This window comes from uncultured Polaribacter sp. (genome assembly GCF_947503875.1).
In the GTDB taxonomy this organism is placed as follows: Bacteria; Bacteroidota; Bacteroidia; order Flavobacteriales; family Flavobacteriaceae; genus Polaribacter.
This window is the reverse complement of record NZ_CANNFH010000001.1, coordinates 72,074-98,252: the sequence shown is the minus strand read 5'-3', so window position 1 is coordinate 98,252 and position 26,179 is coordinate 72,074. Positions and strand designations below refer to the sequence as shown.

Here is a 26,179-nt window from a genome sequence, read left to right as displayed (position 1 = left end):
CTTGAAAAATTTTTATTGATTGAAGATTTCGTTCAACTTTTTCTCCATCTTTTTCACAATCTTAGGGTAATCTTTATAAACATTTTTAGATTCTGATGGATCTTTATCTAAATTGTACAATTGAACTTTTTTATTAAACCCTGGATCTACAAATTTTTGTACAATCCAATTTGGTACTGGTTTATTTTTAGGTTGTATGTATTTCCAATTTCCCATTCTTAAACCATACGTATAGGCTTCTTCCAACAAAAATTCTCTACCTTTATTTGATTTTCCTAGCCAAGATTTTAAAAAATCCTGACTATCTGGAGCTGCACCTTTTGCAATATCTTGCTTAACCAAACAAGCTAAAGATTTATACAAATCTACTTGAGATAACAAAGCCGAACTTTTACCTGGCTTTACTTCTTTTGGCCAATGAACTATTGTTGGCATTCTTGTTCCTGCTTCATAAACAGAATATTTACTTCCTCTATAAATACCACCTGGTTTATGATTGCCTACTAATTCTCTTGCATAATCTAAATATCCATCATCTAAAATTGGTCCGTTATCACTTGTAAAAATGATTAATGTATTTTCTAAAAGATTTTGTTTTTTCAAACTTTCTGTAATCTGACCTACACACCAATCCATTTGAGCAATAACGTCTCCACGAGGTCCCATAGTACTACTTTCTACAAACTTTATATTTGCAATTCTTGGTTGATGAATATCGTGAAGCGAAAAATATAAAAAGAACGGATTTTCTTTATTATCTTCTATAAAATTATTAGCAGTTTCAGAGAGTACAAAAGGTATTTTTTCATCAACCCAAAGCGCATCCTTTCCACCTTTCATGTAGCCAATTCTACTAATTCCATTAATTACTGCTCCTTGATGGTAAGGATCTGTATGTTGTTTTAACAATTCTGGATGTTTAAATCCCCAAGGATATCCTTCAATTCTTGTTCCATAGCTAACTGAAATTGGATCATTAGGATCTAAGTTTACTACTTCTTGATTTTCTAAAAAAACTGTAGGTACACGATCTCCTGTTGCAGGAATTAAAAAACTATAATCAAACCCAACCTCTTTTGGTCCTAATGGTATGCGTTTATTCCAATCAATTTTTCCTTTTCCAAGACCCAAGTGCCATTTACCAACTACACCAGTTTTGTAACCTGCTTTCTGTAACATTTTGGGCAATGTTTCTTTTTTAACATCTATGATTAAGGGCGCATCACCTTCTAAAATAGCAGCATTATTTCTAAATGCATAACTCCCTGTTAATAAAGAATAACGAGATGGTGTACATGTTGCTGCAGAACAATGAGCATCCGTAAAATTTAATCCATTTTTTGCTAATTTATCTATATTTGGTGTTTTTACTCCAATTGCTCCATTTACTCCAATATCACCAAAACCCAAATCATCTACATAAATGATAACAATATTTGGTTTTTCTTTTTGAGAAAAAATAGTATTATTTACTCCCAAAAAGAAGAAAATTACACAAAAATATATTGAAAATTTAGAGTTCATGAAATTTAAAATATTAAGAAACACCTATTAATTGAGCATGAATATTAGCTGGTATGTGAGATAAATTAGTATGTTTTACTTTATCAAAAGCTTCCATAGCTTCAGCATCATTTCCTTTTCCTAATTGACCAAGGCCTATTAAATAATTGCAATGTATTTTGTTTATAACATTTAAGTTTTCTTCCCATATTAATAAATCTGGCAGTGATATAGCAAAATAATCTAGCTTTACATCATCGTTCATATGGTCTCTACCATAGTTTAACAGATTATCAAACCTCTTTTTAGCTTTTTTAGATTTTCCTAATTTTTCTAATGCCAGTCCTTGATAAAATATTTTATCTGGCTGTTGATCGTTATAAAATATTGCAGGACTTGGATCGCTTAATCCTTCTGATGCTAATTCAAAAAACTCCTTAGCTTTATCGGTTTTACCTAAACCTTCGTAAGCACAACCTAACCAGTAATCAATGTCATTTTCAACTGTACCATGTAATTTACCTTCTCCTAAATTATGAGGGTATGTTTTTGCTGCAGTTAATAGTTCAATAGCATAATCAAAATTCCTTATGTTTATATTTTTCTTAGCTAGCTCTGTATAACAAGTTAAATATTGAAATGGCACTTTACCTTCTCCTCCTTCCCAAGGATGAAATTGTCTATTTTCTATTAGTTGTTTCGCCTTTTCAAAATCTCCTTTGAGGTTGTATAATGAAATACGCTCTAGATATAAATCGTCTCTTGAATTAGTTAAATCTATATACTGCTCTAAAATAGACAAACGTTTGTGTATAGAAACATTTATTTTTTTGTAAAGTTGATCAAGCTCCATTAACAATCTAGCATCTGTATTATCTAACTCAAAAGCACGTTCTAAATGTTTTACTGCTAATTCTTTTTGATTGGTTTTATTATAGTATAGTAGTGCTAAATTACGATGAATAATTGCAAAACTATCATCTAGATTTAATGAAGATTCCCAACATTCTTGCGCTTCTATATACTGTCTATTTGCATACCAAAAATTCCCTACATAATAAAATGCTTTAGCATCAAACGGGTTTGCTTTACAAGCAGCTTGTAACGCTAAAACCTCTTCTATTTTATTTGGGAAACAATATTTATCTGGCATTTGAGATCCTTGCTTGTAGGCTTTTAATGCACTTGTAGAATCTCCTTTTTGATCGTAAAACCATCCCATAAAATAATACACCATAGGATAAACCATAGTGTTTTCCTTTGTATGCACTTTTAATAAAGCAACAGCTTCATCAAACTGACCAGCAGAAGCATAGTCTAAAGCAAACTCAATATAATTATGTGCATTATTTCTTAGAATGTGTTTAAGAGCCTCTAAATCTTCTATTTTGTTAGATAAAATATAACGTTCGTATAAAATACCAAAGTTGAATTTATCAATGACTAATGATTCTTTTACTAGTTGATTAGCCGCTTCAATTTTACCTAGTTTTCTTAAAATAATCACTTTTAAATGTCTTGCCTTATGGTTGTGCCAGTTTTTAATCAATGCTCTATCTACAAGGTCTAAAGCTTTGTCTAAATCGCCTCTAAAACAATCTATTTGTGCTAGATTAAAATAGCCAGCATCTTGCCATTGGGCATTCCAACAGGCTTTAAAGAAACTTGCGTAAGCCTCGTCCTTTTTTCCTAAATAACTTAAGGCTAGACCTTTATTAAAATATGGTTCGCCGTCATAAGGATTTGGATTATGACTAGTTAAGGTTTCAATAGCGATGTCAAAATAACCAATAGATTTTTCTAACTGACCTTTACGCATGTGCCACAGTCCCATAGCATTATTACAACGTACATCTTTTGGCGAGCGTCTTAAAGCTTCCTCGTAATAATCAGTTGCATTAAAAGTTGCATGTCTGTATTGTTCTAAGTGTAAACCTCTTAAATACAAACCTTCTACAGTGTCAATATCTTTAGGGTCTTTTGCAGCCTTTGCTGGCTCAGGAATTTCTTCTGACAAATCTTTATCTGGTTCCCATGCCACCAACACTTTTCCCTGGCTATCGCTAACTGATATTTGTAAATCATTAAAAGTATTGCTTCCAATTTCTAAAGATTTTTCAAAACCTTCTTCTGGAGAAAGATTTAAAACCTCTTCGTGTAATACTGTTTCATTTGCTTTTAAAGTGATGATACTATTTGTGTACATTGCAGTAACATGTACTTTTACTAAAACTTTACCATCTACCATTTCTAAGTTTACTAAAGCTTCTTTGGTTGCATTTTTTACAACACCTACATTATAGTAGGGCATAAAATACTGTTTAAAGCTTTTTTCTTCATACGGATGCATCCATGAAAAATCGGGTTGATTATCAGTATATACACCACACATCAACTCAATATATGGACCATCTTTGTCTGTTAAATTTCTATCCCATGCTTTTCCAAATTCACCATTACCCCAAGTCCATTGTTTTTTTCCTGGCGATACATTATGATCTGCAACATGCAATAACCCTCCTTTTGAATCATTTTCGTACCCACCTACAAAATCGTATTTTGAGGTAATTGCCATATAACTAGTGGGTACAGGTATATTCTTATATCTAGAAATATCTGTTCCTGGAGAATAATCTACTTTGTAATATTCTCCTTTTGCTATTGGAAATTCAGAAACATCTCGTTTACCATGATCAAAAACCGCATTTACATCTGGTGGAAATACCGATTGATAATGATCGTTTACTGCAACTGCAGGATTTGCCCACCATAAAAAGGTTTGCGGATGTGGAGTTCTGTTATATAAATGTGCTTTAATTTCTATGTATGCTTTATCCGGATGTAAGGTAAAACCTGCCATTCCTTTTGTACGAAACATACGCTCTAATTCGCTTACCCAAACTGTTTTACTACCATCTTCATTTTCTTCAATATAGAAATCTGTTGGGTCGTAAGTACTTGGTCTATGATGTTGTGGCCAATTAAATTCTATACCACCAGAAATCCAAGGACCAGTTAAACCTACCAATGCCGGTTTTATTACATGATTATAGTAAACAAAATCACGTTTACGAACCTTATCATAGGCTCTTTGAATTCTTCCTCCTAAAGCAGGTAAAATCATTAATTTAATATAATCATTCTCTATAAAAATGGCATTCCATTCTTTATCTACTTTAGTGTCACTAATTTTTTCGATTACAGGATGTGGATAAACCGCTCCACTACTCGCTTGATATACGCGCTTTTCAAGAAAAACAGGATACTTTTCAGGAGCTCCAACTTCATAAGTAGGAATGATTACTTTTTCTTCCCAGGCTTTTACAGTTTTCATACTTTAATGTTTTACGCTACACTTTTTCAAATGCATATTAATACTTTAATATTTTGTTTAATTGTTGTTTTGTAATACTTTCTTTTGGATTGAAAGCATCACTAGCTATATATTTTTCAAGGCTATATAAAAGCTGTTGTGCTTCTAGTCGCTCACTTAAATTTGTGTGTAAATCAATTCCAGAAAACAGCAGCTTACCTTTACCCACTTTTACTTCAAAAATGAGTGCTGTTTTTCTGTTTTTAAACCAATCGTCTATCACTCTTACAATAGGATTTAACTTTGGCATCTCATCAAAAATAATAACATTTGAGGTGCTCATGGCATCCCACCATTGCCAATTGGAATGATATTCGGTTGGAAAATTCGCCAACGCTGGGTGTTCAGGATTACATAAAATACCTAGCGTATGCGGCTTTTGTTCTTTAGTCCAAGAGGTATTCCAAAAAATACTTGAAAAACCAATACCAATATCACCACCATATTTAGTAGTAATATCGCCTTTTGTAACATTTAATAATACATTTCCACCATTTTCTAAATATGATAGCGTTTTGTTATCTAACTTACTGACTATTCTGTAATCTGTTTTGGTATTAATCGGAGATTTTACTTCTGGATACACCCAAATATCCCAGCTGTTTTTAAAATCATTAACCATAACATTTAAAGTCAGTTTTTGAGCTGTATCAATTATATTTAAAGGTCTATTGATTTTTCCTAATTGAATTCCATTACCAATAGGAATATCTGTTTTATCTAAATTACCTTTATCAAAAATACTTCCATCAGGTTTGGTTAAGGTCCATTTTGGGACCACGTTTTCTAAGGCATTTTTATCAAAATGTGCAATTTCAATAGATGCTGATAAAGTATCTGTATTTTTAAAGGTACGCTGTTTTAATCGTGCTAAAGGCACAGTTTTACCACTAAACGCCCTAAATTCTTCTGGTGTTACATAACCTTTTTCATCCCAAAAGGCGTCTAAAACACCTACTAAAGCTGTTCCTTGTCCAGGAAAATCGTGTAAATCTAACAATTGATATCCTGCCATTCCTTTTGTTCTTAAAGCGGCTTCAATATCTGCTTTATAACAAAGTGTTTGTAATTTACCTGATGCTTTTAAGTAATCGTCAGCCAAATGCAACATCCCATTTTCTTCTAAAGTTTCTTTAAAAATCTCAAAATTTTTAGGTTTTAAAACACCTGTATACTTGGACATTTCTTTAAAGTTAGGATACACACACCATTGTCCCATTTCGTGACTTACATAAGGCATTGGTGTTTTATCTATAAATTTGCTCCAATCAAATTTTGTTTGGGGTGCTTTTGCGTTAATAACACTTTTTAAATTTTCATTCCAACCTTGAATTCTAGGCCCTCTATGATTGTAAAAATCCATATTTTCAAGATAGGGATACCCAGCACCACTTGTGTATAAACGACGGTTATCAAAATTCTGAAAATGATTTACGTATTTTGTTAAATAGTCTTTGTGATTCTTGCCACTTGGTTCGTTTCCATAAGTCATCATAACAAACGATGGATGATTACCATAAGCATTTATGATAGCTTCCCCTTCTTTGTATAACCATTTGTCAACAGGGTTACCATCTCCTAAATTTGCTAACCAAGCAGAGGCTTCAGCTTGAATATAAACACCCATTTCATCTGCAGCAACAAATGCCGCTTTTGGTGGACACCAGGAATGAAAACGCATATGATTTAAACCGTGTGCTTTTATAATTTTAAAAATTCGTTTCCAAGAATCTACATCCGTTGGTGGATAACCTGTTTTTGGGAAAATGGCACATTCTAAAGTACCTCTTAAATAAATGGGACGCTCATTGATTGTAAATACAGTCCCTTCAGCTTTAAAATCGCGCATTCCAAAATCGATATTTTTAGTATCAACTCCTGCTTCAGATTTTAAAGTAAGTTGCATTTTGTAAAGGTTTGGCTCAAATTCATCCCATAATTTCAGATTATCGCCCATAGGATATTCTAAAACAATTTCTTGATTTCCATTAATTTCAATATCTTTTTTTAGTGATTGAATAGAAGTACCATTAACAGACTTCTCTTTCGCTTTAATATTCAATTGTGCAGTTTTAAGTCCTTTTGATGCGTTTTCAATTTGAAGAACTACTTTTACGGTTTTAGTTGACACATTAGGATATAACTTCACATTCCCTAACGCCAATATAGGAGAGGTAGTTAACTTGATAGCTCCAACAATACCATTCCAATTGCTTTGTGTATTGTCTGATATACTATGTGCATCTTTGCCAACATCGATATCTTTTATTCTATTATCAACACGAATGGAAATGGTGTGCTCGCCAGGACTTAAAACATCTGCTAAATTATAATCATGCGAGGTGGCTAAGGTATTTTGCATACCCATTTTTTTATTATCTACCCAAACTGTAGATTCCCAATGCACGCGTTCTAAATGAAGATTGATGTTTTGAGTACCCCAATCTTCTGGAATAACAACGGTTTTTTGATACCAAGCAGCACCTTTATAATCTTTTACAGGTGTTAACCAAAAAGGTACTTTTACATTACCTTTTTGTCGGTATTTTTTCATCTTTGGATCTTTATACCAAAGACTATCATTCCACATATTACCCGTCCAATTTGTGTTTACGGTAATATCATTCCCTTTTCCATTTTCAGCCATAGAACCTGGTAGTTTTACGACATCATTTAAATCTTTAGCAAACCAATTTTCAGTTTCACCTACATCTAAAGAATCTATCTTAAAGCCCCATTCTCCAGACAAATCCATTTCTTTTTGCTGTTTATTTACACAAGCCGTCAAAGCAAGTATAGATAAGCAAACAGAGAAGATGTTTATGATTTTAAAAAACTTCATTTAGTTTATATTGTTGTTTATATATTAAAGTCTGAAATATTCAAAAATGGCATCAGCAACAAATTGATGTCCTTTTTGGTTGATATGATTATTTTGCGACATATATCCTTTTAAAGGCTGAATTTCTGCCAAAGCTTTAAATAGCGCGTAACTATCGACTAAACCAACGTTATACTTTTTAGCCAATGCTCTAATTTGTTCGCTATGTTTTGCTAAGGGCGTATCCTCTGAAGCTATATTCTCTTTTAAATCTGGTGTTGGAGTTAATAAAATCACTTTTGTCCCATAAGCTAAAGCATGTTGTATCATTTTTTCCCAAGCAACCTTTGCACGTTCTAGACCTATACTTCTATCATTTAATCCGTAATCTATAAAAAGAACATCTGGTTTATGATTTAGAACTTCTTCTTTAAAACGCTTTGCGCCTTGTTCTGCCTGTTCTCCACCAATTGATGTTGTAATAGTGTTAACAACAGAATACGGATAGAAATCGTTTACTTTTTTTAAGGTTCTGTATGGATAAGCATTTAATCTATCTAATACACCTCCTGTGGTATAACCTGTAGGGACAGAATGTCCATGAAACACTAAATTTATAGTGTGGTTTTTTGGCCATTTTACTTTCAACTTGCTTTTAAGCGAATCTAAATAATGAGGTGCTAGCGCTGCATTTGAATGCTTTTTACTGTTCTGTTGAGCACAAGCAACATTTAAAGTTAACAGCAAACCAAAACCTAGAATAGTATATTTTTTTAATGTTAAAAGCATCTGATGTTTCAATTATTTATCTTTGGTTAATTCCAATTCAATTTCCTCTAAACTCTTTCCTTTAGTTTCAGGTAACTTGCTTTTTATGAATAAAAAACCTGCGAAACAAATAAGGCCATACACCCAAAATGTTCCTGAAGCCCCTAATGCATCGTTTAAAATAGGAAAGGTAAATGTGAGTATAAAAGAAGCTACCCAAAGGGCAAATGTGGCAATAGACATAGCTACACCTCTAATTTTATTCGGGAAAATTTCTGATAAAACCACCCAAGTAATTGGTGCTAGGGACATTGAATAAATGGCGATGGCTGTAATTACTAAAAGTAATACTGGCCAACCCGTAAACTCCATATAATAGGCACCTCCTAAAATAAGATATACCACACCTAATCCAACAGAACCTAAAAGCATTAGCTTTCTACGTCCCCAACTATCTACAGTTCGCATGGCTATAAGTGTGAATATTAAATTTACACTACCTGTAATTACGATATTAAATAGCATATCGCCTACACTATAACCTGCTGCTGTAAAGATTTCTTCAGCATAATTAAAAATGATATTGATACCACACCATTGTTGAAAAATGGCTAATACGATACCAATAATTAGAATAGGTTTAATTTTAGAACTACTAAAATCTGAAAATTTAATTTTAGAAGCTCCACCTTCTTGAAGTGTTTGCTGTATACTGGCTAATTCTTGTTCTGCATAAGTATTACCACCAATTTTTGCTAACACATTTTTAGCAGCTTCCTTATTATCTATTTTTACTAAAAACCTTGGACTTTTAGGTACAATAAACATTAAAACAAAAAACAATATTGCTGGAATAAGTTCTACCCAAAACATCCAACGCCAACCTGTTTGGCCATTCCAAGATCCTAGTATCTCATTTGGTGAATAATTTTCTGGGATTGCTTCTGCTATAAAAAAGTTTGCGATTTGTGCTGCTAAAATACCAATTACTAGAGTTAGTTGGTTAATAGCAACAAACTGACCTCTATATTTTGCTGGTGCTATTTCTGCGATATACATTGGCGATAATGTAGATGCTAAACCAATTCCTAAGCCACCAATTAAACGATAAATTATAAAAGGAGTAAATTCATTTGCATAACCCGTTCCAAATGCAGAAAGTGTAAATAAGGCTGCTGCTAAAATTAAAGGTTGTTTTCTACCAAATTTATCAGCTACAAAACCAGAGATTACTGCTCCTAGTATACAACCTATTAAAGCACTACTCATTGCCCATCCTTGTAATGTTGGTTGAGAAGCAATATCAAAAAATAATTCATAAAAAGGTTTTGCTCCTCCTATTACTACCCAATCATATCCGAAAAGAAAGCCACCCATAGCTGATACTAGGGCTAAAAAAAGTAAGTAGGTAAAGTTAAATTTTGTGTTAGACATTATTTTGGTTGGATTGTGTTATTATTATTAATTCAGAAAGTTAATCTTTAGTATTTAAACTACTGTCATACCAGTTATTGTTAGGATCAAAATCTTTACTTAAGAAATTTTTACGCTGTTTTTCTAAACGTTCTAACATCCTGGTTTTACTTTCTTGATATTTTTTAGCTGCTTTAGTTGCATCATAATCAGCATATACCTCAGGTATTTTAGCATTTATGTTTTTTAAATACGTATCTAACTCTTTCCTTAATTTATTTACAACCGTTGGTTCTTCTTTGCTAATATTATTTTTCTCTCCTGGATCATTCTCTAAATTATACAACTCGTCACGTCCATCTTCCCAGTAGTGAATCAATTTATAATCTTCTTTTCTGATGATACTTACAGGGTCACCTCCTTGGTTACCATAGTGAGGATAATGCCAGAATAATGGTCTTTTATCTAAGGAATTTCCTTTTAATAATGGTACTAAACTTACTCCATCTATAATCTGATTAGGATCTTTCTTTGCTCCAACTAAATCTAAAAGTGTAGGATAAAAATCGATTCCTGAAACAGGATAATCAACAGATTTGGGTGTGTTGTGAAACATTGGTGCTTTTATTAGATAAGGCTCTCTTATACCACCTTCCCATTGATACCCTTTACCTCCTCTTAGAGGGAAATTTGTTGTAGAAAATGCGTCTCCACTTGCTACACCACCATTATCAGAAGTAAAAACTATTATTGTATTATCATCAATTCCTAATTCTTTTAATCTTTTTAAAACAACACCTACAGCATCATCCATAGATTCTACTAAACCTGCGTAAATAGGATTATCTTGTACATTTCTGATAGGCAATCTTGCCTCCATTTCAAAACCAGATTCAGGTATACCCTGAATTTCAGCTTTATTTCTATACTTACTCCATTTCTCTTGGGTCGTTTGAATAGGACCATGAACAGCGTAAAAGGACAAGAAAGCAAAAAAAGGTTCGTCTTTATTAGTTGAAATAAAATCAGCTGTTTCTAAAGCCAATCGTTTTGTTAAATTTTCTCCTTCGTATTTGTAATCTAACTTTGGATTTCTCCAAGGAGCATAATATCCTCCTTTTGGTCCTCCAACTTCCCATCCTCCAATATTAATATCAAATCCATTGTTTTCTGGAGAATAAGGTTCATCACCTATATGCCATTTTCCAGCAAAAAATGTTTTGTATCCGTTTTGTTTTAAAGCTTCCGCAATTGTAATAGTTTCTTCAGGTAAAGCATGAGCATACTCTGGAGGCATAACTTTCGTATTATAATAATCACCCCATTTCTTTCCAGTTGCAGCACCAATCCAATCTGTTACTCCATGACGAGCAGTGTACTGCCCTGTCATTAAACTTGCTCTAGATGGGCTACATACTTGAGCTGCAGCATATCCTTGAGTAAATTGTACTCCTTCATTAGCAATAGCATCAATATTTGGAGTTTCATAATACTTACTACCAGCATAACTTAAATCATGAGCTCCTAAATCATCTGCAAGAATAAAGACAATATTTGGTTTTTTCTTTACTGGGTCTTTGCCTTTGCAGCCACTTAGACATATGACTGCAAAACAAAGACTAAAAACTAATTCAAAATAGTTATTATTAAATTTCATATATTTTTTTTATTTATTTAGATATACTTCCAATAAGGGTATTAACTGTTCGTCCACTTAATGTTATTATTTGATTTGATACTTTCTGATACTCTAAATTTTTATCTTTTGATGTTTCGTATATCGCTTTTATTTTATAACCAGAAAAATCAATAGTTTTATTTGTTTTACCATAATTAATGGCTACTAAAACCAACTTTGATTTTTCTTGATCTACATACGCAGAAATCATTAAATCTTTATATTGTTCACCAAGTGTTTTATAGTCATCTAACTCAATTTTTATTCTTTTCATTTTTGGTCTTACAAACCTAGAAAAGTTTCCAAAAGCCCATAATAATTTTGAATCATGAAATTCTCCATCGAATTTCATCTTATTTAAATTAAACAAATCTCTACTATCTCCTGTATCTAGATAAATTAAGCCGTCTTTATAATCTGCATTTGTTAAAGCTGTCCACCATTGCCATGAGCTTGCGTTTGCAATTGTTAAATCTGCATGAATTACACGAGCAACATATAGTGCAGTATTAATTCCTAAATCTCTTTTAGAACCACCACCAATATCATCTGTATTTTCTAGAATACAAAATTCACTTTGCCAATAATCTAAATTATAATTTTGTAATTTATGATTTAGTTTCTTTCTTATAGATATTAAACTGTCTACGGGCCATGTTGTAAAATAACTGTGACCAGATATTGTTTTTTTTAAAGTTTCAATTTTATTTTTTGTATTAAAAAAATAATTTATTTGATTTCCTCTTTCTGGTTTACCATAATCTGAATATAACCATCGCAAGTCTGCTGCTTCCCCTAATACAATTTTAGTTGGCAAATTATTTTCTTTTATTTTATCATTTAATAATTTCGATAATTTTACAATATTCTGATTTGTAGCTGGAGTACCTTCTTGTGACTTCTTCTCCCAATCCCATTGTGGTTCATTTACAGGGCTTAGATAATCAAAAGAAATTCCTTCTGACTTAAAATGATCTAAAAACTTCACCATAAACTGAGCATACTCGTCGAAATATTCTGGTTTTAAATTCATCTCTCCATCTTTATTATCTCCATTATAACCCTTCCCATTTTTTGTCCATTGAACTGGTGACGAAATAGAAAATGCTAAAAATTGGTCTACACCATATTTTTTTGCTTTATTTAAAAACCATTGTTGTCCTTTTTGTTTTGTCCAGTTATAATTTCCATTAACATCTATGAAAGATTCACTTCTTCTCCACTCATTTGTTATGTTTGAATTTTCACCTTGTTCTGTTGTTCCTGCACCAATGTAAAACCGCCAAATTGAAAGTCCAATACCCTTAGGATTCCCATTACTATCTTTGTTTTTACTAAATAATAATTGGGCTATTTTTTCTCTTTTTATTAAAGGCCAGTTACTACCAACAAATTGACACCTCCAAGCATCGGATGCTCCAAAACCTTCTATTGTTTGGTATACTTTACTTTGATCTATTTTTACTTTTAAAAATTGACTAGACAAGGTAAATATTGAAAATAGAACAAGGATTGGTGTGATAAAAAAATATTTATTAGTTTTTAACATCCCCTAAATTGTATAGAGCAAAATTGCTTATTTGTATCAAAATTAGAACTAAATTCTTAAAAAAAAATAGACAGCAAAACCAGAAATATGGACAATAATACTCTATTTTAATTGTTACCTTTTACAATAATCTTATAAATTTGATATAATCCTTCTTTGTTAATATCAAAAACAACTTCGTTATTAGAAGATAACTTAGCAGTTGCAGTCTGTTCAATATAAGCCTCTGCTTTATTGGACTCATTGTAATCAAAAGGAACAAAACGTTCTACACTTTCTATAGAAGATATAATAAAACCATCTACTTTTACACCTACTTTTTTACCAGTTTCTTTAGCTCCAGTTATGTATAAAACCATAGTATTTTCATCTTGTAATGCTGCAGCAATATGAAAACGGTTTGAAGTTGTTTTTAAAGCTTTTCCTCTATAAGATTTTCCCATATCTCCCATAATCTGTCCTGCTGGGAAAATTTTTGAAAAATTCCAATTTGTTAATCCTAAACCAGGAACAGGTGTATTTACTGGTGGCCAATAGGCTGCTGCTTCAGAACCTGTTCTTGCATATATATGAATAATATCTGGAATGATATTTGCTGCTTCCATATATAATGCTCTTTCATTGTAATCTCTAGAAGGCATCCACTCAGATAAATATTTAAAATTTTTGTTAGGATTGAAATTATTCGCACAATCTATAATTCGCTTTTCTAAATCTGCAATATTGTGTGTATCAGTAGTATATCCTGTGTAAGTATGTAGTGCAACTCCATCTATTACATCATAGGCTTTTGTAAACCTTTGTTTCATGGTAGTAAACTCTTCAGGCACAGTATAATCTCCATTTATTAGTAATTTAAATTTGTGATTTGGGAATTTCTCATCAATATGTTCTGCCAATTCCATAGCAATACTTACATATTTGTTTAGTTTCTGAGACCTGGAGGATCCTCCAGCAAACTGCAGCCACCACTCATTACCAATCTCTACAATACCATTTGAAACATTTGCAATACCAGATGCTGTAATTGCATTTTCTGCTGTTACCTTTAATTTTGAAATTGCTGAATTCCATTGAGAAGAACCAACTGTTCTATTCATTGCATCTACAGTAGGAATAACGATACTATAATTTGTAAACTCCTCTTTTAAGGATGATACAGAAGCTCCTGGTACTGATGGAGCACTTGGCCAATTTGGAGTAGTATTAGAAGTCCAAGCATAAAATTCTGACTCCCAACCACCAGGATAACGAAATACCTTTGCACTTAAACCCATATCATCTAGTGTATTAGCAAAAGTAGAAAATGTATTGTCTGGTACTCTTCTCCAATCATTATTAACACCAAAAATATCTGGATTTATATCTACCCCATCAGAGGCATCAACAGATAATTCTACGTCAAATTCAAGCTCTCCTCCAACAATCACTTCGTCATCTATATCATCAAAAATTGGATCGTTAGGATCTGTTGCATCATTAGGACTACACCCCAACAAAAGTACACCAAACACTGTAAAGAAAATTATTGATTTTAAAAGTTTACTATTATTCATATGCTTTGTTATTTTTATTTTTATAAAAATTATATGTTTTTTACTATTTTAATTTTGCTTTTAAAGTTACTATAGATTTTCTTGAGATAGATAAAGACTCAACTGAAAAAGTAGACTTTCTTAAGTTTGTTGTATTAGAAGTTTCATATACATCGAAAGAATTATTAACAACCTCGAAATCTTGTCCATAGTTTTCAAAAGAAATCTTTCTATTTTCATCTGTATTATTTACACATACCAACACAATCTCTTTTGTACTTGTATTTTTATATCCTGAAATCATAAAATTTTCAACCGAGGTTTCATCATTATAATCAGGATCTATCACTTGAAAACGAACCATATTGGGCTTTATAAATCTACTATAGTTCCCTAATGCCCAAAGCAACTTATTAGCTTTATAAGTACCATCTGTATGTGATGGTGAATTTGTGTTTGGTTCATATAAAATAAGATTAAAACGAAATGGATGGTCTCCGAATGTAGATTGATTTAGTGCAGTCCAAAAACTCCATCCTGTAGCATTTCCAAAAACCAAATCTGTATGAATAATTCTACTTAACCAAAGCGCATAATCTATCTCTCTAAATGTAGAAACATCTAAACCTTGCTGATAACCAACACCTAACAAACTATATTCGGTCTGCCAATAATCTAATCCAAAATTAGATAAAGTTGTATTTAGAGATTTACGTTGCCTGAGTGATTCACTTGTTGAGCCATTACTAAAATAACTATGACCAGCAATATGTTTAGATAAATTTGATAAATCACCAATATAATTAACACTTGATGGGTTGAAAAAATCGTTTACTTGATTGGTTGTATTTTGAGAACCTTCAAACAAATATTTTAACTGTGCTGCTTCAGGAATCATAATTTTTGCTTTAACTCCCTGATTTGTGAATTCCTTATCCATTATTTTTGTTACTACTGCAACTTCTGAATTAAATGCTTTTGTTCCTGATTGAGTAGAATTACCAACAACAGCATTCCACTCGTATTGAGTTTCATTAAAAGCACAGACATTTTCAAAATTAAAACCTTCATCCTCATAGTGCTTCAAAACACTTGCTAAAAACTTTGAGTAAGCTAAATAATTTGATTCAGGACAATTAAAACTACTTACATCGCTAGTACTAAAAGTGTATCCATTTTTGGTCATAAAATAAGGTGGAGTTGTTGCCCAAGCTGTAAATTTAGAGACCCCATACGCTCTTGCTTTATCTAAAAACCAACGCTCTCCAGCTTGTTTTGACCAATCATAATTACCAGCTTCGTCTAAAAAACATTCAGTTTCTCTAAACCAAGAAGACGCTCTAAACCCACTATTATCCTGATCTGCAGCTCCATCACCTATTACAGTTCGCCAAAGTGACAAACCAATTCCCTGAGGATTCCCTTGAGCATCGTTTTCGTTACTAAAAAGTAACTTTGCAATAGGTTCTTTAGATGCTTCAGGCCATTTTCCAACCCATTGGTCTTGAAAACCACCTGAAGCCCCAAAATGATTTATTTCTTGAAATGTTGTATTCAAATTAAGTGTTATCCCTTCTTTTGGAACATCAAACTTTGGATCGTTAGGATCTGTAGCTACATCTGAACTACACCCAACAAACACTATTACTATGGTACAATAAAAAAAAAACTTGAAACACTTTATGAACATTATCTTTTATTTTACTTAACACTAAAATTAATATCCAGGATTTTGCACAATGTTACCTCTTGAAAGTTGAATTTCTTCTGGAGGTATTGGCCATAATAAGTGAATATTTGGATCAAATAATGTTCCACTATTTTGAGGCTCTAATAAATTAGTAGTCTCAAAAGGATCTATACTTACTTCTGTATTATATTTAACGAAGGAACCTTGTGGTCCTAAAATTAAAGCAATTCTTGGCACACCATTTATTTTCTGTCTTCTAATATCATACAATCTATGCTGTTCTAATGCTAATTCTAATCGTCTTTCTTTCCATATAGCATCTCTTAAATTTTCTCCAGTTAAATTATTTTTTTCAGGTAATTGAACACGATCTCTAACCAATTGTAAAGAAGTTTTAGCTGATGTTTCATCTCCATTAAAATAAGCAGCTTCTGCATGAATAAGAATAACATCTGCCAACCTTAAATGAATATAATGTAATGGTAATTGTCCTCTTTGATACGGATCTGGTCTTTCACCTGTAGGGATGTAATATTTTCGATTAGTACGTCCTGATTTATTTTCTGAAGGCTTACCATCAAAAGAAGTAACAGCAGGGTCTCCAAAAACCGGTTCTCCATGTTTAATAATTGTAGACCTTAATCTAATATTATCTCCTTCACTTAAAAATGCATTTTCTAAGTCACTAGAAGGTGATGTCCATCCCCAACCACGATCTCCACGACTACCATTAGTTACTGAAAATTGACCACCTACATTATTAAAGGTCTGATTATTAATATACTGAATTTCAAAAATAGTTTCCACACTATTTAAATTTCCAACTTTATAGATATTTGCAAAATCTGATTCTAAACTATATTCACCAGAGTCCATAACTGTTTTAGCCATAGCTTGTGCCTCTCCCCATTTTTCCTGAAACAAAAATACTTTTGCCAACAAAGACTGTACAGCACCTCTAGTAATTCTTCCAGATTCTCCAGAAGATTGTTGACTTCTTAAAGGTACTCCAGCCATTGCATCATTTAAATCTGATTCAATAAATCTATATACTTCTTCAACACTAGATCTTACCTTGTCATTAATAGAAGGTTCTAGTATCTCATTGTAAGTAGTAACAATTGGAACCCCTCCAAAATTTCTTAATAAATCAAAATAGAAAAAGGCTCTTAAAAATTTAACCTCGCCAATTAACTGTGCTCTTTTAGCATCATCAATTTCTTCAATCCCAGGAATTCTATCTAAAGCAATATTAGCCCTAGTAATACCAATGTAGTGGTTTTCCCAAAATAAATTAAAATATGTAGATCCAGGAAAGACATTATATTGTGCTATACCAGTAATATCTGGCCTAGGTTGCCTTGTATTTCCTGCCCAATTATCATCAGATGCCATTTCATTAATTTGACGCTGAAAATTTACCTGATTCCAATTAGTTCCGTTCACTAACTGATATACGCTATTTACAAATGATTCTGCGTTCTCTTCTGATGAGAAAAAATCATCTAACTGCTGCCTACCTTGCAAAGGTTGATCTAATAATTTATCTGCATCACAACCTACACTTAAAAAAGCCATGCAAAATGTTAAAAATAAAATAAGTTTTTTCATAATTTTATAGTGTTAAATTTAATCCTAATAAAAATGTTTTTGCTACTGGGTTTCCTGAAGAATCTACTCCTAAACCATTAATAATACCACCACTACTTACCTCTGGATCAAACCCAGAATAATTTGTAAATGTTAATAAATTCTGTCCTGCTAAGTATACACGACAATTATTTATTCCTTTAATCTTAAAATTATACCCTAACTGTACATTACGAAGTCTCAAATAAGAACCATCTTCTATAAATAAATCAGAAGGATTTTGATAATTTCCATTTCTATCCAACTCTGTTAGTCTTGGATATGGAGCTCCAGTATTTGTTGGCGACCATACAAGATCTTCTAAACCTGCTAAAACATTTAAGTTTTGTGTACCTGCAAGTATATATTCTGTATTAATATTGAAGACATCATTTCCATAAGTTCCATACCATTGCATAGAAAAATCAAAATTTTTGTAATTCATATTGATGTTTAAACCACCATAAAAGTCAGGAAAAGGGTTTCCTATTGTTGTCAAATCATCATCATTTAAAAGTCCATCTCCATTTTGATCAATAAACCTAAGATCTCCAACTTGAGCATTTGGCTGTATTAAAGTTCCGTCTTCTGAAGTATGTGAGTTTAACTCTGTTTGATTCTGGAAAATACCACCAGTTTGATATCCTTGAAACAAACCAACAGTTTCATTTAATTCAGTAATTTTCACAAATCTATTTCCTAAACGTGGTCTTCTTTGTCCTAAAATTACCTCATTACCAGGAGCTAAATCAATTGCTCTACTTTCATTTGTTGATAGCGTTAAATTTGCACCAAAAGTAAGATCATCCCATTTTTTATTATATCCAATAGTAAGATCTAAACCCCTAGATTGAAAACTACCAACGTTTTGAGCCACAGTTCCTGGAATACCAGTGTAATTAGGTGTTTCTACACTAAAAAGTAAGTTATCTGAAGTTTTTTCATAATATTCTGCTTCTATTGTAATCTCATTGTTAAACAATCCCATTAACACACCAAAGTTTTTATCTCTTACAGTTTCCCATCTTAAATTAGGATTACCAAATTGTGATAAAAAATTAGCTACAACACGATCTCCACCAAAAACAAAATTACCAGATCCTACAGAAAAGAATTGACCATTTCTACTAATATTTTGATTACCAACTTCACCAGCTGCAACCTTTACTCTTAAATTATTAATTGTCTCACTATTAAACCAATCTTCTGAATCTATATCCCATGCAAAAGAAACACTAGAAAAAACACCTGTTCTACCATTTTCTGGAAATCTTGAAGATTGATCTACTCTTACAGAACCGTTGAATGTATATTTATTATCAAAACTATAAATTGTTCTAAAAACTCCAGATAAAATATTATCAGTAGCCTGATTAGCATTTGCTCTTATTGTCTCTCCTTCTGCTGCATCGAGTTGTCTTAAATTTACATTTGTATTACTTGGTAAACCATCTCTAAATCCCTGTAAATAATCAAAATTTTCTGAATCAAATACAATACCTCCAGTTAAGTTTAAATAATGCTTATCATTAAAAGTATTATCATAGGTAATTGTATTATTTATTACGTAATCAAAATTATTCGTAACTCTTTTAGTTAAATTATTAATTTCTAACTGACGGTTAGGGCCAATAAAATACTCTGGATTAAATGTTTGAGAGGTTTGTCTTGAAATGTTAAACCCAAATTGAGATTTGAACGTTAAATTAGGCGTTATTTTATAATCTAATTGTGTATTAGAGAAAAAACCAAAAAAATCATTTTCATTAAATTGTCTTGCCAATTGACCAACTGGGTTTGGTACCAAATTTTGAGATAATCCATAGATACTGAACTCATTTCTTCCAACTCTTTCACTTTGTGGAATAAATACAGGAGTCAAAGGATCTATTCTTAGAGAATTGAATAATAAATTTGGTGTATTCTCCCACCTTTCAATTCTAGGGCTAATATCTTGCTTAAGTGTAAGCTTATCAGACACCTTATAATCAACATTAAATCTACCTGTTATTCTTTGATAAAAACCTTTAGAATAATTTGCTTGTTGATCAAAAATCCCTAAGCTACCAGAGTATTTTATTTTCTCAGAACCTCCAGAAAGCCTTATATTTGCATTTAAAATTGGTGAAAAATTCTGAACTACTTCATTCCACCAATCAGTTCCTTCTCCTTGAAAGTCATCTGGATTAAACAAAGGAGCATTGCCATCATTAGTTCTTCTAGTGTTCATTATTCTTATATACTCTTGAGCATCTGCACTTTCTATCTTATCCCAATACTGAACCCCATAATTTAAATCTACACTAACTACAGATTTACCTTCTTTACCTCTTTTAGTTGTAATTAAGACAACACCATTAGATGCTCTTGAACCGTAAATAGCAGATGCTGATGCATCTTTTAAAATTTGTAAGCTCTCTATATCTTGTGCATTTACCGAATTTAGAGAAGTCCCATCTGGTTGTAAAATTCCGTCAATAACAATTAAGGGATTAGTACTACCATTAGCAGTTGTAATACCTCGAATTACAATTCTAGGTGATGCACCTGGAGAACCCCCTGAAGACAAAACCTGAACACCTGCAGCTTTACCTTGTAAAGCTTCTGCAGGATTGCTTGCTACTTGTTTTGCAATTTCAGCTCCATCAACAGTAACTAAAGAACTTGCAATTTTATCTCTTTTTACAGACCCGTAACCAATTACCACAATTTCTTCTAACTGAGTATTGTCTGCTAACATTTTAATAGTTAATTGATTTTTACCTGAAACCGATATTTCTTGGGTTTTAAAACCTAAATAACTAAATATTAGGGTAGCTTTTTCTCCAGCAGACAATGTAAATTTACCATCGAAATCAGAGAAAGTACCATTTTGGGTGTTTTTTTCTAAAATATTTACACCAGGTATTGGTGAACCTTTCCCGTCTGTAACTATTCCTTTTACAGTTTTCTGAGCTTGTGCAGAGAGACTAAAGGAAAGTACACTTATTAAAATTATAATTAATTGCTTCATTTATTTATGTTTTGATTGATATTAATATATATTTAGAAAATTAATTTATTATCTATTTTTAATTATTACTCTATTTAAATGAGTATCAAATATGAAAGTATAATCCTTATCCAAAGCACTATCTTCAAACACATAATTACCTCCACCTCCAGGAACTGCTATAGAACGATCCTCTGTGTTAGTTCTCCAAAAAGGCGCCCATCCAGTAGGATTTGCATTTAGTATAAATCCATTTGCACCATTATCATCTGGTTGGTCTTTGATAGTAACATCTAAGGTCCATAAAAACTGATTGTTTGAATCTTGCACAAGTGGTTTTCCTGAATTAAAATGCCAGCATTGCGTAGCACCATCTGAATTTTTTGTACATGTAGAAGTTGTTCCATCTACGAATATCCCTCTCCCTAAAACATAAACCTGATCAAAGGCTGAATCTGTTGGCGTATATGGTGTAACTGAATAAGATAAATCTCTAACATCCATTGTTATTTCATAATAACCTACACCAGGAATTATTATTGGATTTACAGTAGCATCACTTCCTAAATTCAATTTATTAGAACTATTAGTATTTGCACCAAAAGCAAACGGAGAAAAAGATCCTTGTTGAGGAATAAATCTCACCTCTGAATTTGCATTTTTAGAGTAATAAAAAGCAGTAAAAACATACCCATTCTCACCTGATGCTTGACTAGCTGTTGTACTAAAAGGTATACCAAATATATCCTGACTTAAAGCAGCATCATTTGTTTCATCAGTTAGGTACATTGCAGTAAATTGTAAATCTGTAACAACACTAACTGTAACAGAAGAAGTAGACTCGTTACCAGTTATATCTTTAGCTGTAAAATTAAAAGTATAACTACCTGGACTAGCCACATCTAGTGATTTACTATAATTATAGGTTGAAACCCCATTTAAAGGAATAATTTCATTAAGAATGTCGCTTTCCACCTTAAACTCAGCCAACTCTCTATCAGTTAAATCTATATTAAAATTTATTTCATCACCTGCACCAACTAAAACAGTAGCATTATTTTCTGGACTATTAATAGATATTAAAGGAGCGTCAATATCTTTATCTAAGGTAATTACAACTTCTTTTTTAGTGGAGACATCACCAGCATTAGTTATTGTTACAGGGATCGTATGAACACTAAACTCTTCTTCATCATTTGGCACTGTAAAACGATAAGACATCTTATAGACATCTGGTAACGAATCTTTAAATATTGTCTTATCTAAAAACCAATTATCATATTTTATATTAACAGATTTAACACCTGCAGGATCAGAAATTACTGCTTCAAAAGTAACAATCTCGCCAGGTAGAGAAGATATACTTTCTACAAAGGAATTAAACTCAGGTGTAGAATCAACCTCTACAGTATCATCATTACAACTTATCATAATCACTAACAAATAGAACATGTAAATTAATTTTTTTTTGATTGCTTTCATTTTTTTGTTTTTTTTTTATTCTTAATACTCGGAAATTAATAGACACCTAAAATCTGAAGGTTGTCTATCAATTACTTTTTAATTTTATTAAAATGATAATTTTTATGTTGATAAATTATCAATAATAAAACAAATATAAAAATTATAAGTCTTCAACTAATAGACAAAAAAAGGATAAATATGGATAATATTACTTAATCGACAAAAAAACTTGAAAATTGATTTCTGTAATTTGTAATTTTATGTCAACACCAATATATAAAAATCTAAAAACACAAATACAAACACATGTTTATCAATTATTTAAAACATTTAAACAGAGTAATAAAACCTAATAATTATTATAAACTGGGTAACGAAAAAATTATATAAACAAATAAATTAATATATTTTATTATCTTTATTCTATAGAATTTTAACATTTAAATAGCTTAAACAACTCAAATTTTCTCACTAAATGGATGAAAACACTTTAAAAGATGGGTTTCTTGGACAAAAAATGATTGCTTTTCCCAAATCATTTTTAAACGATATTAAAAACAATCCTATTGCAAAAAACTTTTACATAAGTGATTTAGGATATTACCCGTTAGCGAACCATCATTTTAGGTCGAGAAAAAAAGGTTCTAAACAATATATTTTTATTTACTGCACTAAAGGAAAAGGCGAAATAATACTTGAAAATAAAAGCACAATTATAAATCCAAATCATTTTTTTATTATCCCCAAAAATAAGAGTCATACATATAAAGCTGATGATGCTGACCCTTGGAGTATTTATTGGGTTCATTTTAATGGATCTTTTGCAGATAAAATCTACGATAGATATAAAAAGACTAATAAAGACAATTATAAAAACATCCCCTTTTCTAAGGGGATTACAGATCAATTTAATAAGATATTTAACTATTTTAACAATAATTATATTCTAAAAGATATTGAGTACGCTAATCTTTTAAGTTTAGATTTTGTTAGCTCTTTTGTATATCATGATTTTCAATCTAAGGCAAATCCCCACCAAAGTGACAATCTTGTAGAATCTGTTAAAAATTATTTATTAAACAATCTAGAAAAAACTCTCACTCTTAATGAATTGGCAGAAAAATTTAATTATTCTAAATCTTATCTTCATACTAAATTTAAAGTAAAAACAGGTTATTCTGTACTTGCATTTTTCACATTAAAAAAAATACAAAAATCATGTGAATTATTAAGCTACACAGATTTAAGCATTAAAGAGATAAGTTACAAAGTTGGCTTTGAAGATCCTTTATATTTTTCAAGAACTTTTAAAAAATTTATGGGAAAATCTCCTAGAAATTATAAAAATGGTCAAAGAAAATAACCGTTAATTCTTAAATTTCAAGAAATATTACTTATTTATTTTATACCCTTCAAATAAATTTGAAATTTTAAAAAGGTAAAAAAAAATTATTTTGTGAGTAGTAAAAAATCTTAAATGAATAATAAACTGATTAATTAATTCTTATTTAACAAATTTTAAACATATAAATTAAGTATTATTTAACAAAAAAATAAAATTGTCCATATATTCTAAATTTTTGTCTATTTTTTAAGAGTTATGTTACAGTAATTTTAACAAAATATTTAAATTTAATTATTATGTTAAAAAAAATCACCTTAATGTTGTTGTTTTGTACATCCGCATTTATTTATGGACAAACAATGGTACTTCACGATTTTGAAATTGGTTCTCCTACTGTTAGGGTGGCAGGAGGAGCTGATTATTCTTTGATAGCAAATCCTGATATGACTGATAATGCATCAGCAAATGTTGGTAGAATTGGCAGGGTAGCTGGAACAACAAATTGGTGGTTATTGATTAATTTTGATTTAGGCACACCTTATGTGATACCAGCAAATGAAACAAGATATATTCATATATTAGTAAAGGCACCAGAACAAACAGATTTAGGAGTAAGAGTTGATGGTACTGCTGAAAATAAAAATGCAGGTGGTGTTACAAGAGGCACAAATGATTATACAGACATTGGTCAGTGGCAAGATATTGTGTTTACAATTCCTGGTGGTACTGGTGGAAAAACTGTATCTTATCTTTCTTTCCATGCAGACATGGGAGTTGAAAACGTACCATCTGGTACAATTTTAAATGATACTAATACTTTTCTTTATGTTGACAATATTAAATTCACAAACAGTGCTCCATCAGAACTACAAAATACATGGTTAGGGACAACAACAGATTGGTCTACGCCAACCAACTGGTCTAGAGGTCTACCTTCTTCTAGTTTAGGTGCGATAATACCAACTGGAGTTGCTGAACCTATTGTAGCTGATAATACGGCTATATCAACCAACTATATAAATATTGCAAGTGGCACAGCAATAAACATTAGCAATGGTTCTTCGTTACTTGTAGACAAAGAAGCGATTTCTCCGAATAACTCAATAAAATACAAAAGAACACTAACAGCAAATGCAGATGCAACAAAAGCATGGCACTTAGCAACTTCTCCTATTGCTGGTGTTAGTATTGTTAATTTTATTGCTGGCAATAATTTAGCTTCAGGTACTACAAATCCAATCTTTAAAGGTATCGCAAATTACACAAATGATGGAAATGGCTTTAATTATTATGATGCTAGTTATGCTGGTGGAGATGCTTTTACAGTAGGTAAAGGTTTTGCTATAAAAAATGCAACTGCTGGTGATGTTGAATTTTCTGGTTTTTTCAGAAAATCTGATAGACAGATAGCTATTTCTCAAGGCACAAATAATTTTAATTTAGTAGGGAACCCTTATTTATCCTTTATAAATTTAGGTGCTTTTTTCACAAATAATAATGCTCCTGATAGATTAACAGAGGAAACAATTTGGTTATGGGATCCAAATGCAAATTCCGGAAATGGTGGTTATATTACTAAAATGTCTGGCACAGACCCAACTTTTGAGATTGCTCCTGGACAAGCGTTTTTTGTAAGTGCAGGCCCTGCTGCTGATAATGAGGTTTCTTTTGCTGAAGAGAATCAAAGTCACAAAACAGATACTTTCTTAAAGAGCTCTGTTAGTAGAACAGAAATAACATTAAGTATAAAACAAGATAACATCACTAATAGTACGAAATTATATTATTTAGAAGGTACTTCAAAAGGTTTTGATAATGGTTTTGATGGATCTATGTTTGATGGTTTAGATTATGAACTATCTATATACACTATTATACCAAATGATGATAAAAAACTAAGTGTACAATCTTTACCAAATTCTGATTTAGAAACAATGATTGTTCCTTTAGGAGTAATTGCTGGAGAAGGAAAAGAAATTATTTTTTCTACATATACAAAAAATTTGCCAGCAGGAATAGATGTTTATTTAGAAGATAGAGAACAAAACACCTATAATAAAATTAGTGGCTCCAACTCACACTCTGTATATATATCTAATGCCTTAAATGGAACAGGAAGATTCTATATTCACACAAATACATCTAAATCATTAAGTTTAGATTCAGATTTACTAAATAGTGTAAGTATTTATAATATTGGTAGCGAAGGTTTAAAAATAACCGGTTTAAACAAAGGAAAAACAAATATATCTTTGTTCAACTTATTAGGCAAAAAAGTAATGTCAACAACATTTGATGGTGAAAATGTAAATAATATTTCATTACCAAATTTAGCAACTGGAATTTATTTAGTAAAACTTCAGACGAACAAAGGTGAATTAAACAAAAAAATAATCTTAGAATAATTAACGAGAAAAGA

General features: G+C 31.4%; 14 protein-coding genes. 2 read left to right on the top strand and 12 right to left on the bottom strand.

Annotated features, from left to right (window positions below; translation table 11 throughout):
* Positions 1 to 12 precede the first annotated feature (12 nt).
* From Q0684_RS00470 to Q0684_RS00415, 12 genes are all read right to left on the bottom strand, one after another.
* Positions 13 to 1,479 carry a sulfatase-like hydrolase/transferase gene (locus Q0684_RS00470; protein WP_299012078.1) on the bottom strand — a complete coding sequence of 489 codons (1,467 nt, stop codon included), beginning with the start codon at positions 1,477 to 1,479 and terminating at the stop codon, positions 13 to 15.
* Positions 1,480 to 1,537: 58 nt separating this feature from the next.
* On the bottom strand, positions 1,538 to 4,837 hold the full coding sequence (locus tag Q0684_RS00465; protein ID WP_299012077.1) for a DUF5107 domain-containing protein: 3,300 nt from the start codon (positions 4,835 to 4,837) through the stop codon (positions 1,538 to 1,540).
* Between the two features lie 37 nt (positions 4,838 to 4,874).
* A complete protein-coding gene (locus Q0684_RS00460) occupies positions 4,875 to 7,718 on the bottom strand; it encodes a sugar-binding domain-containing protein (protein WP_299012076.1) in 2,844 nt (947 codons plus the stop codon).
* 24 nt (positions 7,719 to 7,742) lie between these two features.
* On the bottom strand, positions 7,743 to 8,486 hold the full coding sequence (locus tag Q0684_RS00455) for an SGNH/GDSL hydrolase family protein (protein WP_299012075.1): 744 nt from the start codon (positions 8,484 to 8,486) through the stop codon (positions 7,743 to 7,745).
* A 12-nt stretch (positions 8,487 to 8,498) separates the two neighbouring features.
* A complete protein-coding gene (locus Q0684_RS00450; RefSeq protein ID WP_299012074.1) occupies positions 8,499 to 9,899 on the bottom strand; it encodes a sugar porter family MFS transporter in 1,401 nt (466 codons plus the stop codon).
* 40 nt (positions 9,900 to 9,939) lie between these two features.
* The gene (locus Q0684_RS00445; protein WP_299012073.1) at positions 9,940 to 11,535 is read right to left on the bottom strand and encodes a sulfatase; all 1,596 of its coding nucleotides are present in this window, start codon (positions 11,533 to 11,535) and stop codon (positions 9,940 to 9,942) included.
* A gap of 13 nt (positions 11,536 to 11,548) precedes the next feature.
* A complete protein-coding gene (locus tag Q0684_RS00440; protein WP_299012072.1) occupies positions 11,549 to 13,042 on the bottom strand; it encodes a glycoside hydrolase in 1,494 nt (497 codons plus the stop codon).
* 170 nt (positions 13,043 to 13,212) lie between these two features.
* The gene (locus Q0684_RS00435) at positions 13,213 to 14,661 is read right to left on the bottom strand and encodes a hypothetical protein (protein ID WP_299012071.1); all 1,449 of its coding nucleotides are present in this window, start codon (positions 14,659 to 14,661) and stop codon (positions 13,213 to 13,215) included.
* Positions 14,662 to 14,704: 43 nt separating this feature from the next.
* Complete coding sequence (locus Q0684_RS00430; RefSeq protein WP_299012070.1) at positions 14,705 to 16,282, bottom strand: glycoside hydrolase; 1,578 nt, start codon at positions 16,280 to 16,282, stop codon at positions 14,705 to 14,707.
* A 75-nt stretch (positions 16,283 to 16,357) separates the two neighbouring features.
* Positions 16,358 to 17,941: a RagB/SusD family nutrient uptake outer membrane protein gene (locus Q0684_RS00425; protein ID WP_299012069.1), complete on the bottom strand. Its 1,584-nt coding sequence runs from the start codon at positions 17,939 to 17,941 to the stop codon at positions 16,358 to 16,360.
* 4 nt (positions 17,942 to 17,945) lie between these two features.
* Positions 17,946 to 20,972 (bottom strand): TonB-dependent receptor, encoded by a 3,027-nt coding sequence (locus Q0684_RS00420; protein WP_299012068.1) that lies wholly within the window; start codon positions 20,970 to 20,972, stop codon positions 17,946 to 17,948.
* Positions 20,973 to 21,020: 48 nt separating this feature from the next.
* On the bottom strand, positions 21,021 to 22,433 hold the full coding sequence (locus Q0684_RS00415; RefSeq protein ID WP_299012067.1) for a hypothetical protein: 1,413 nt from the start codon (positions 22,431 to 22,433) through the stop codon (positions 21,021 to 21,023).
* A 457-nt stretch (positions 22,434 to 22,890) separates the two neighbouring features.
* Between Q0684_RS00415 and Q0684_RS00410 the strand changes: the two genes are divergently transcribed.
* Together Q0684_RS00410 and Q0684_RS00405 are read left to right on the top strand one after the other, a co-directional pair.
* Positions 22,891 to 23,778, top strand: a complete 888-nt coding sequence (locus Q0684_RS00410; protein ID WP_299012066.1) for an AraC family transcriptional regulator — start codon at positions 22,891 to 22,893, stop codon at positions 23,776 to 23,778.
* Between the two features lie 278 nt (positions 23,779 to 24,056).
* Positions 24,057 to 26,165 carry a T9SS type A sorting domain-containing protein gene (locus tag Q0684_RS00405; RefSeq protein WP_299012065.1) on the top strand — a complete coding sequence of 703 codons (2,109 nt, stop codon included), beginning with the start codon at positions 24,057 to 24,059 and terminating at the stop codon, positions 26,163 to 26,165.
* Positions 26,166 to 26,179 lie beyond the last annotated feature (14 nt).

Excerpts from the sequence above, each read along its gene's own strand:
- Q0684_RS00455 (WP_299012075.1), bottom strand. The coding sequence starts at position 8,486 with ATGCTTTTAACATTAAAAAAATATACTATTCTAGGTTTTGGTTTGCTG.
- Q0684_RS00465 (WP_299012077.1), bottom strand. The coding sequence starts at position 4,837 with ATGAAAACTGTAAAAGCCTGGGAAGAAAAAGTAATCATTCCTACTTAT.
- Q0684_RS00435 (WP_299012071.1), bottom strand. The coding sequence starts at position 14,661 with ATGAATAATAGTAAACTTTTAAAATCAATAATTTTCTTTACAGTGTTT.
- Q0684_RS00425 (WP_299012069.1), bottom strand. The coding sequence starts at position 17,941 with ATGAAAAAACTTATTTTATTTTTAACATTTTGCATGGCTTTTTTAAGT.
- Q0684_RS00460 (WP_299012076.1), bottom strand. The coding sequence starts at position 7,718 with ATGAAGTTTTTTAAAATCATAAACATCTTCTCTGTTTGCTTATCTATA.
- Q0684_RS00420 (WP_299012068.1), bottom strand. The coding sequence starts at position 20,972 with ATGAAGCAATTAATTATAATTTTAATAAGTGTACTTTCCTTTAGTCTC.
- Q0684_RS00405 (WP_299012065.1), top strand. The coding sequence starts at position 24,057 with ATGTTAAAAAAAATCACCTTAATGTTGTTGTTTTGTACATCCGCATTT.
- Q0684_RS00415 (WP_299012067.1), bottom strand. The coding sequence starts at position 22,433 with ATGAAAGCAATCAAAAAAAAATTAATTTACATGTTCTATTTGTTAGTG.
- Q0684_RS00410 (WP_299012066.1), top strand. The coding sequence starts at position 22,891 with ATGGATGAAAACACTTTAAAAGATGGGTTTCTTGGACAAAAAATGATT.
- Q0684_RS00445 (WP_299012073.1), bottom strand. The coding sequence starts at position 11,535 with ATGAAATTTAATAATAACTATTTTGAATTAGTTTTTAGTCTTTGTTTT.
- Q0684_RS00450 (WP_299012074.1), bottom strand. The coding sequence starts at position 9,899 with ATGTCTAACACAAAATTTAACTTTACCTACTTACTTTTTTTAGCCCTA.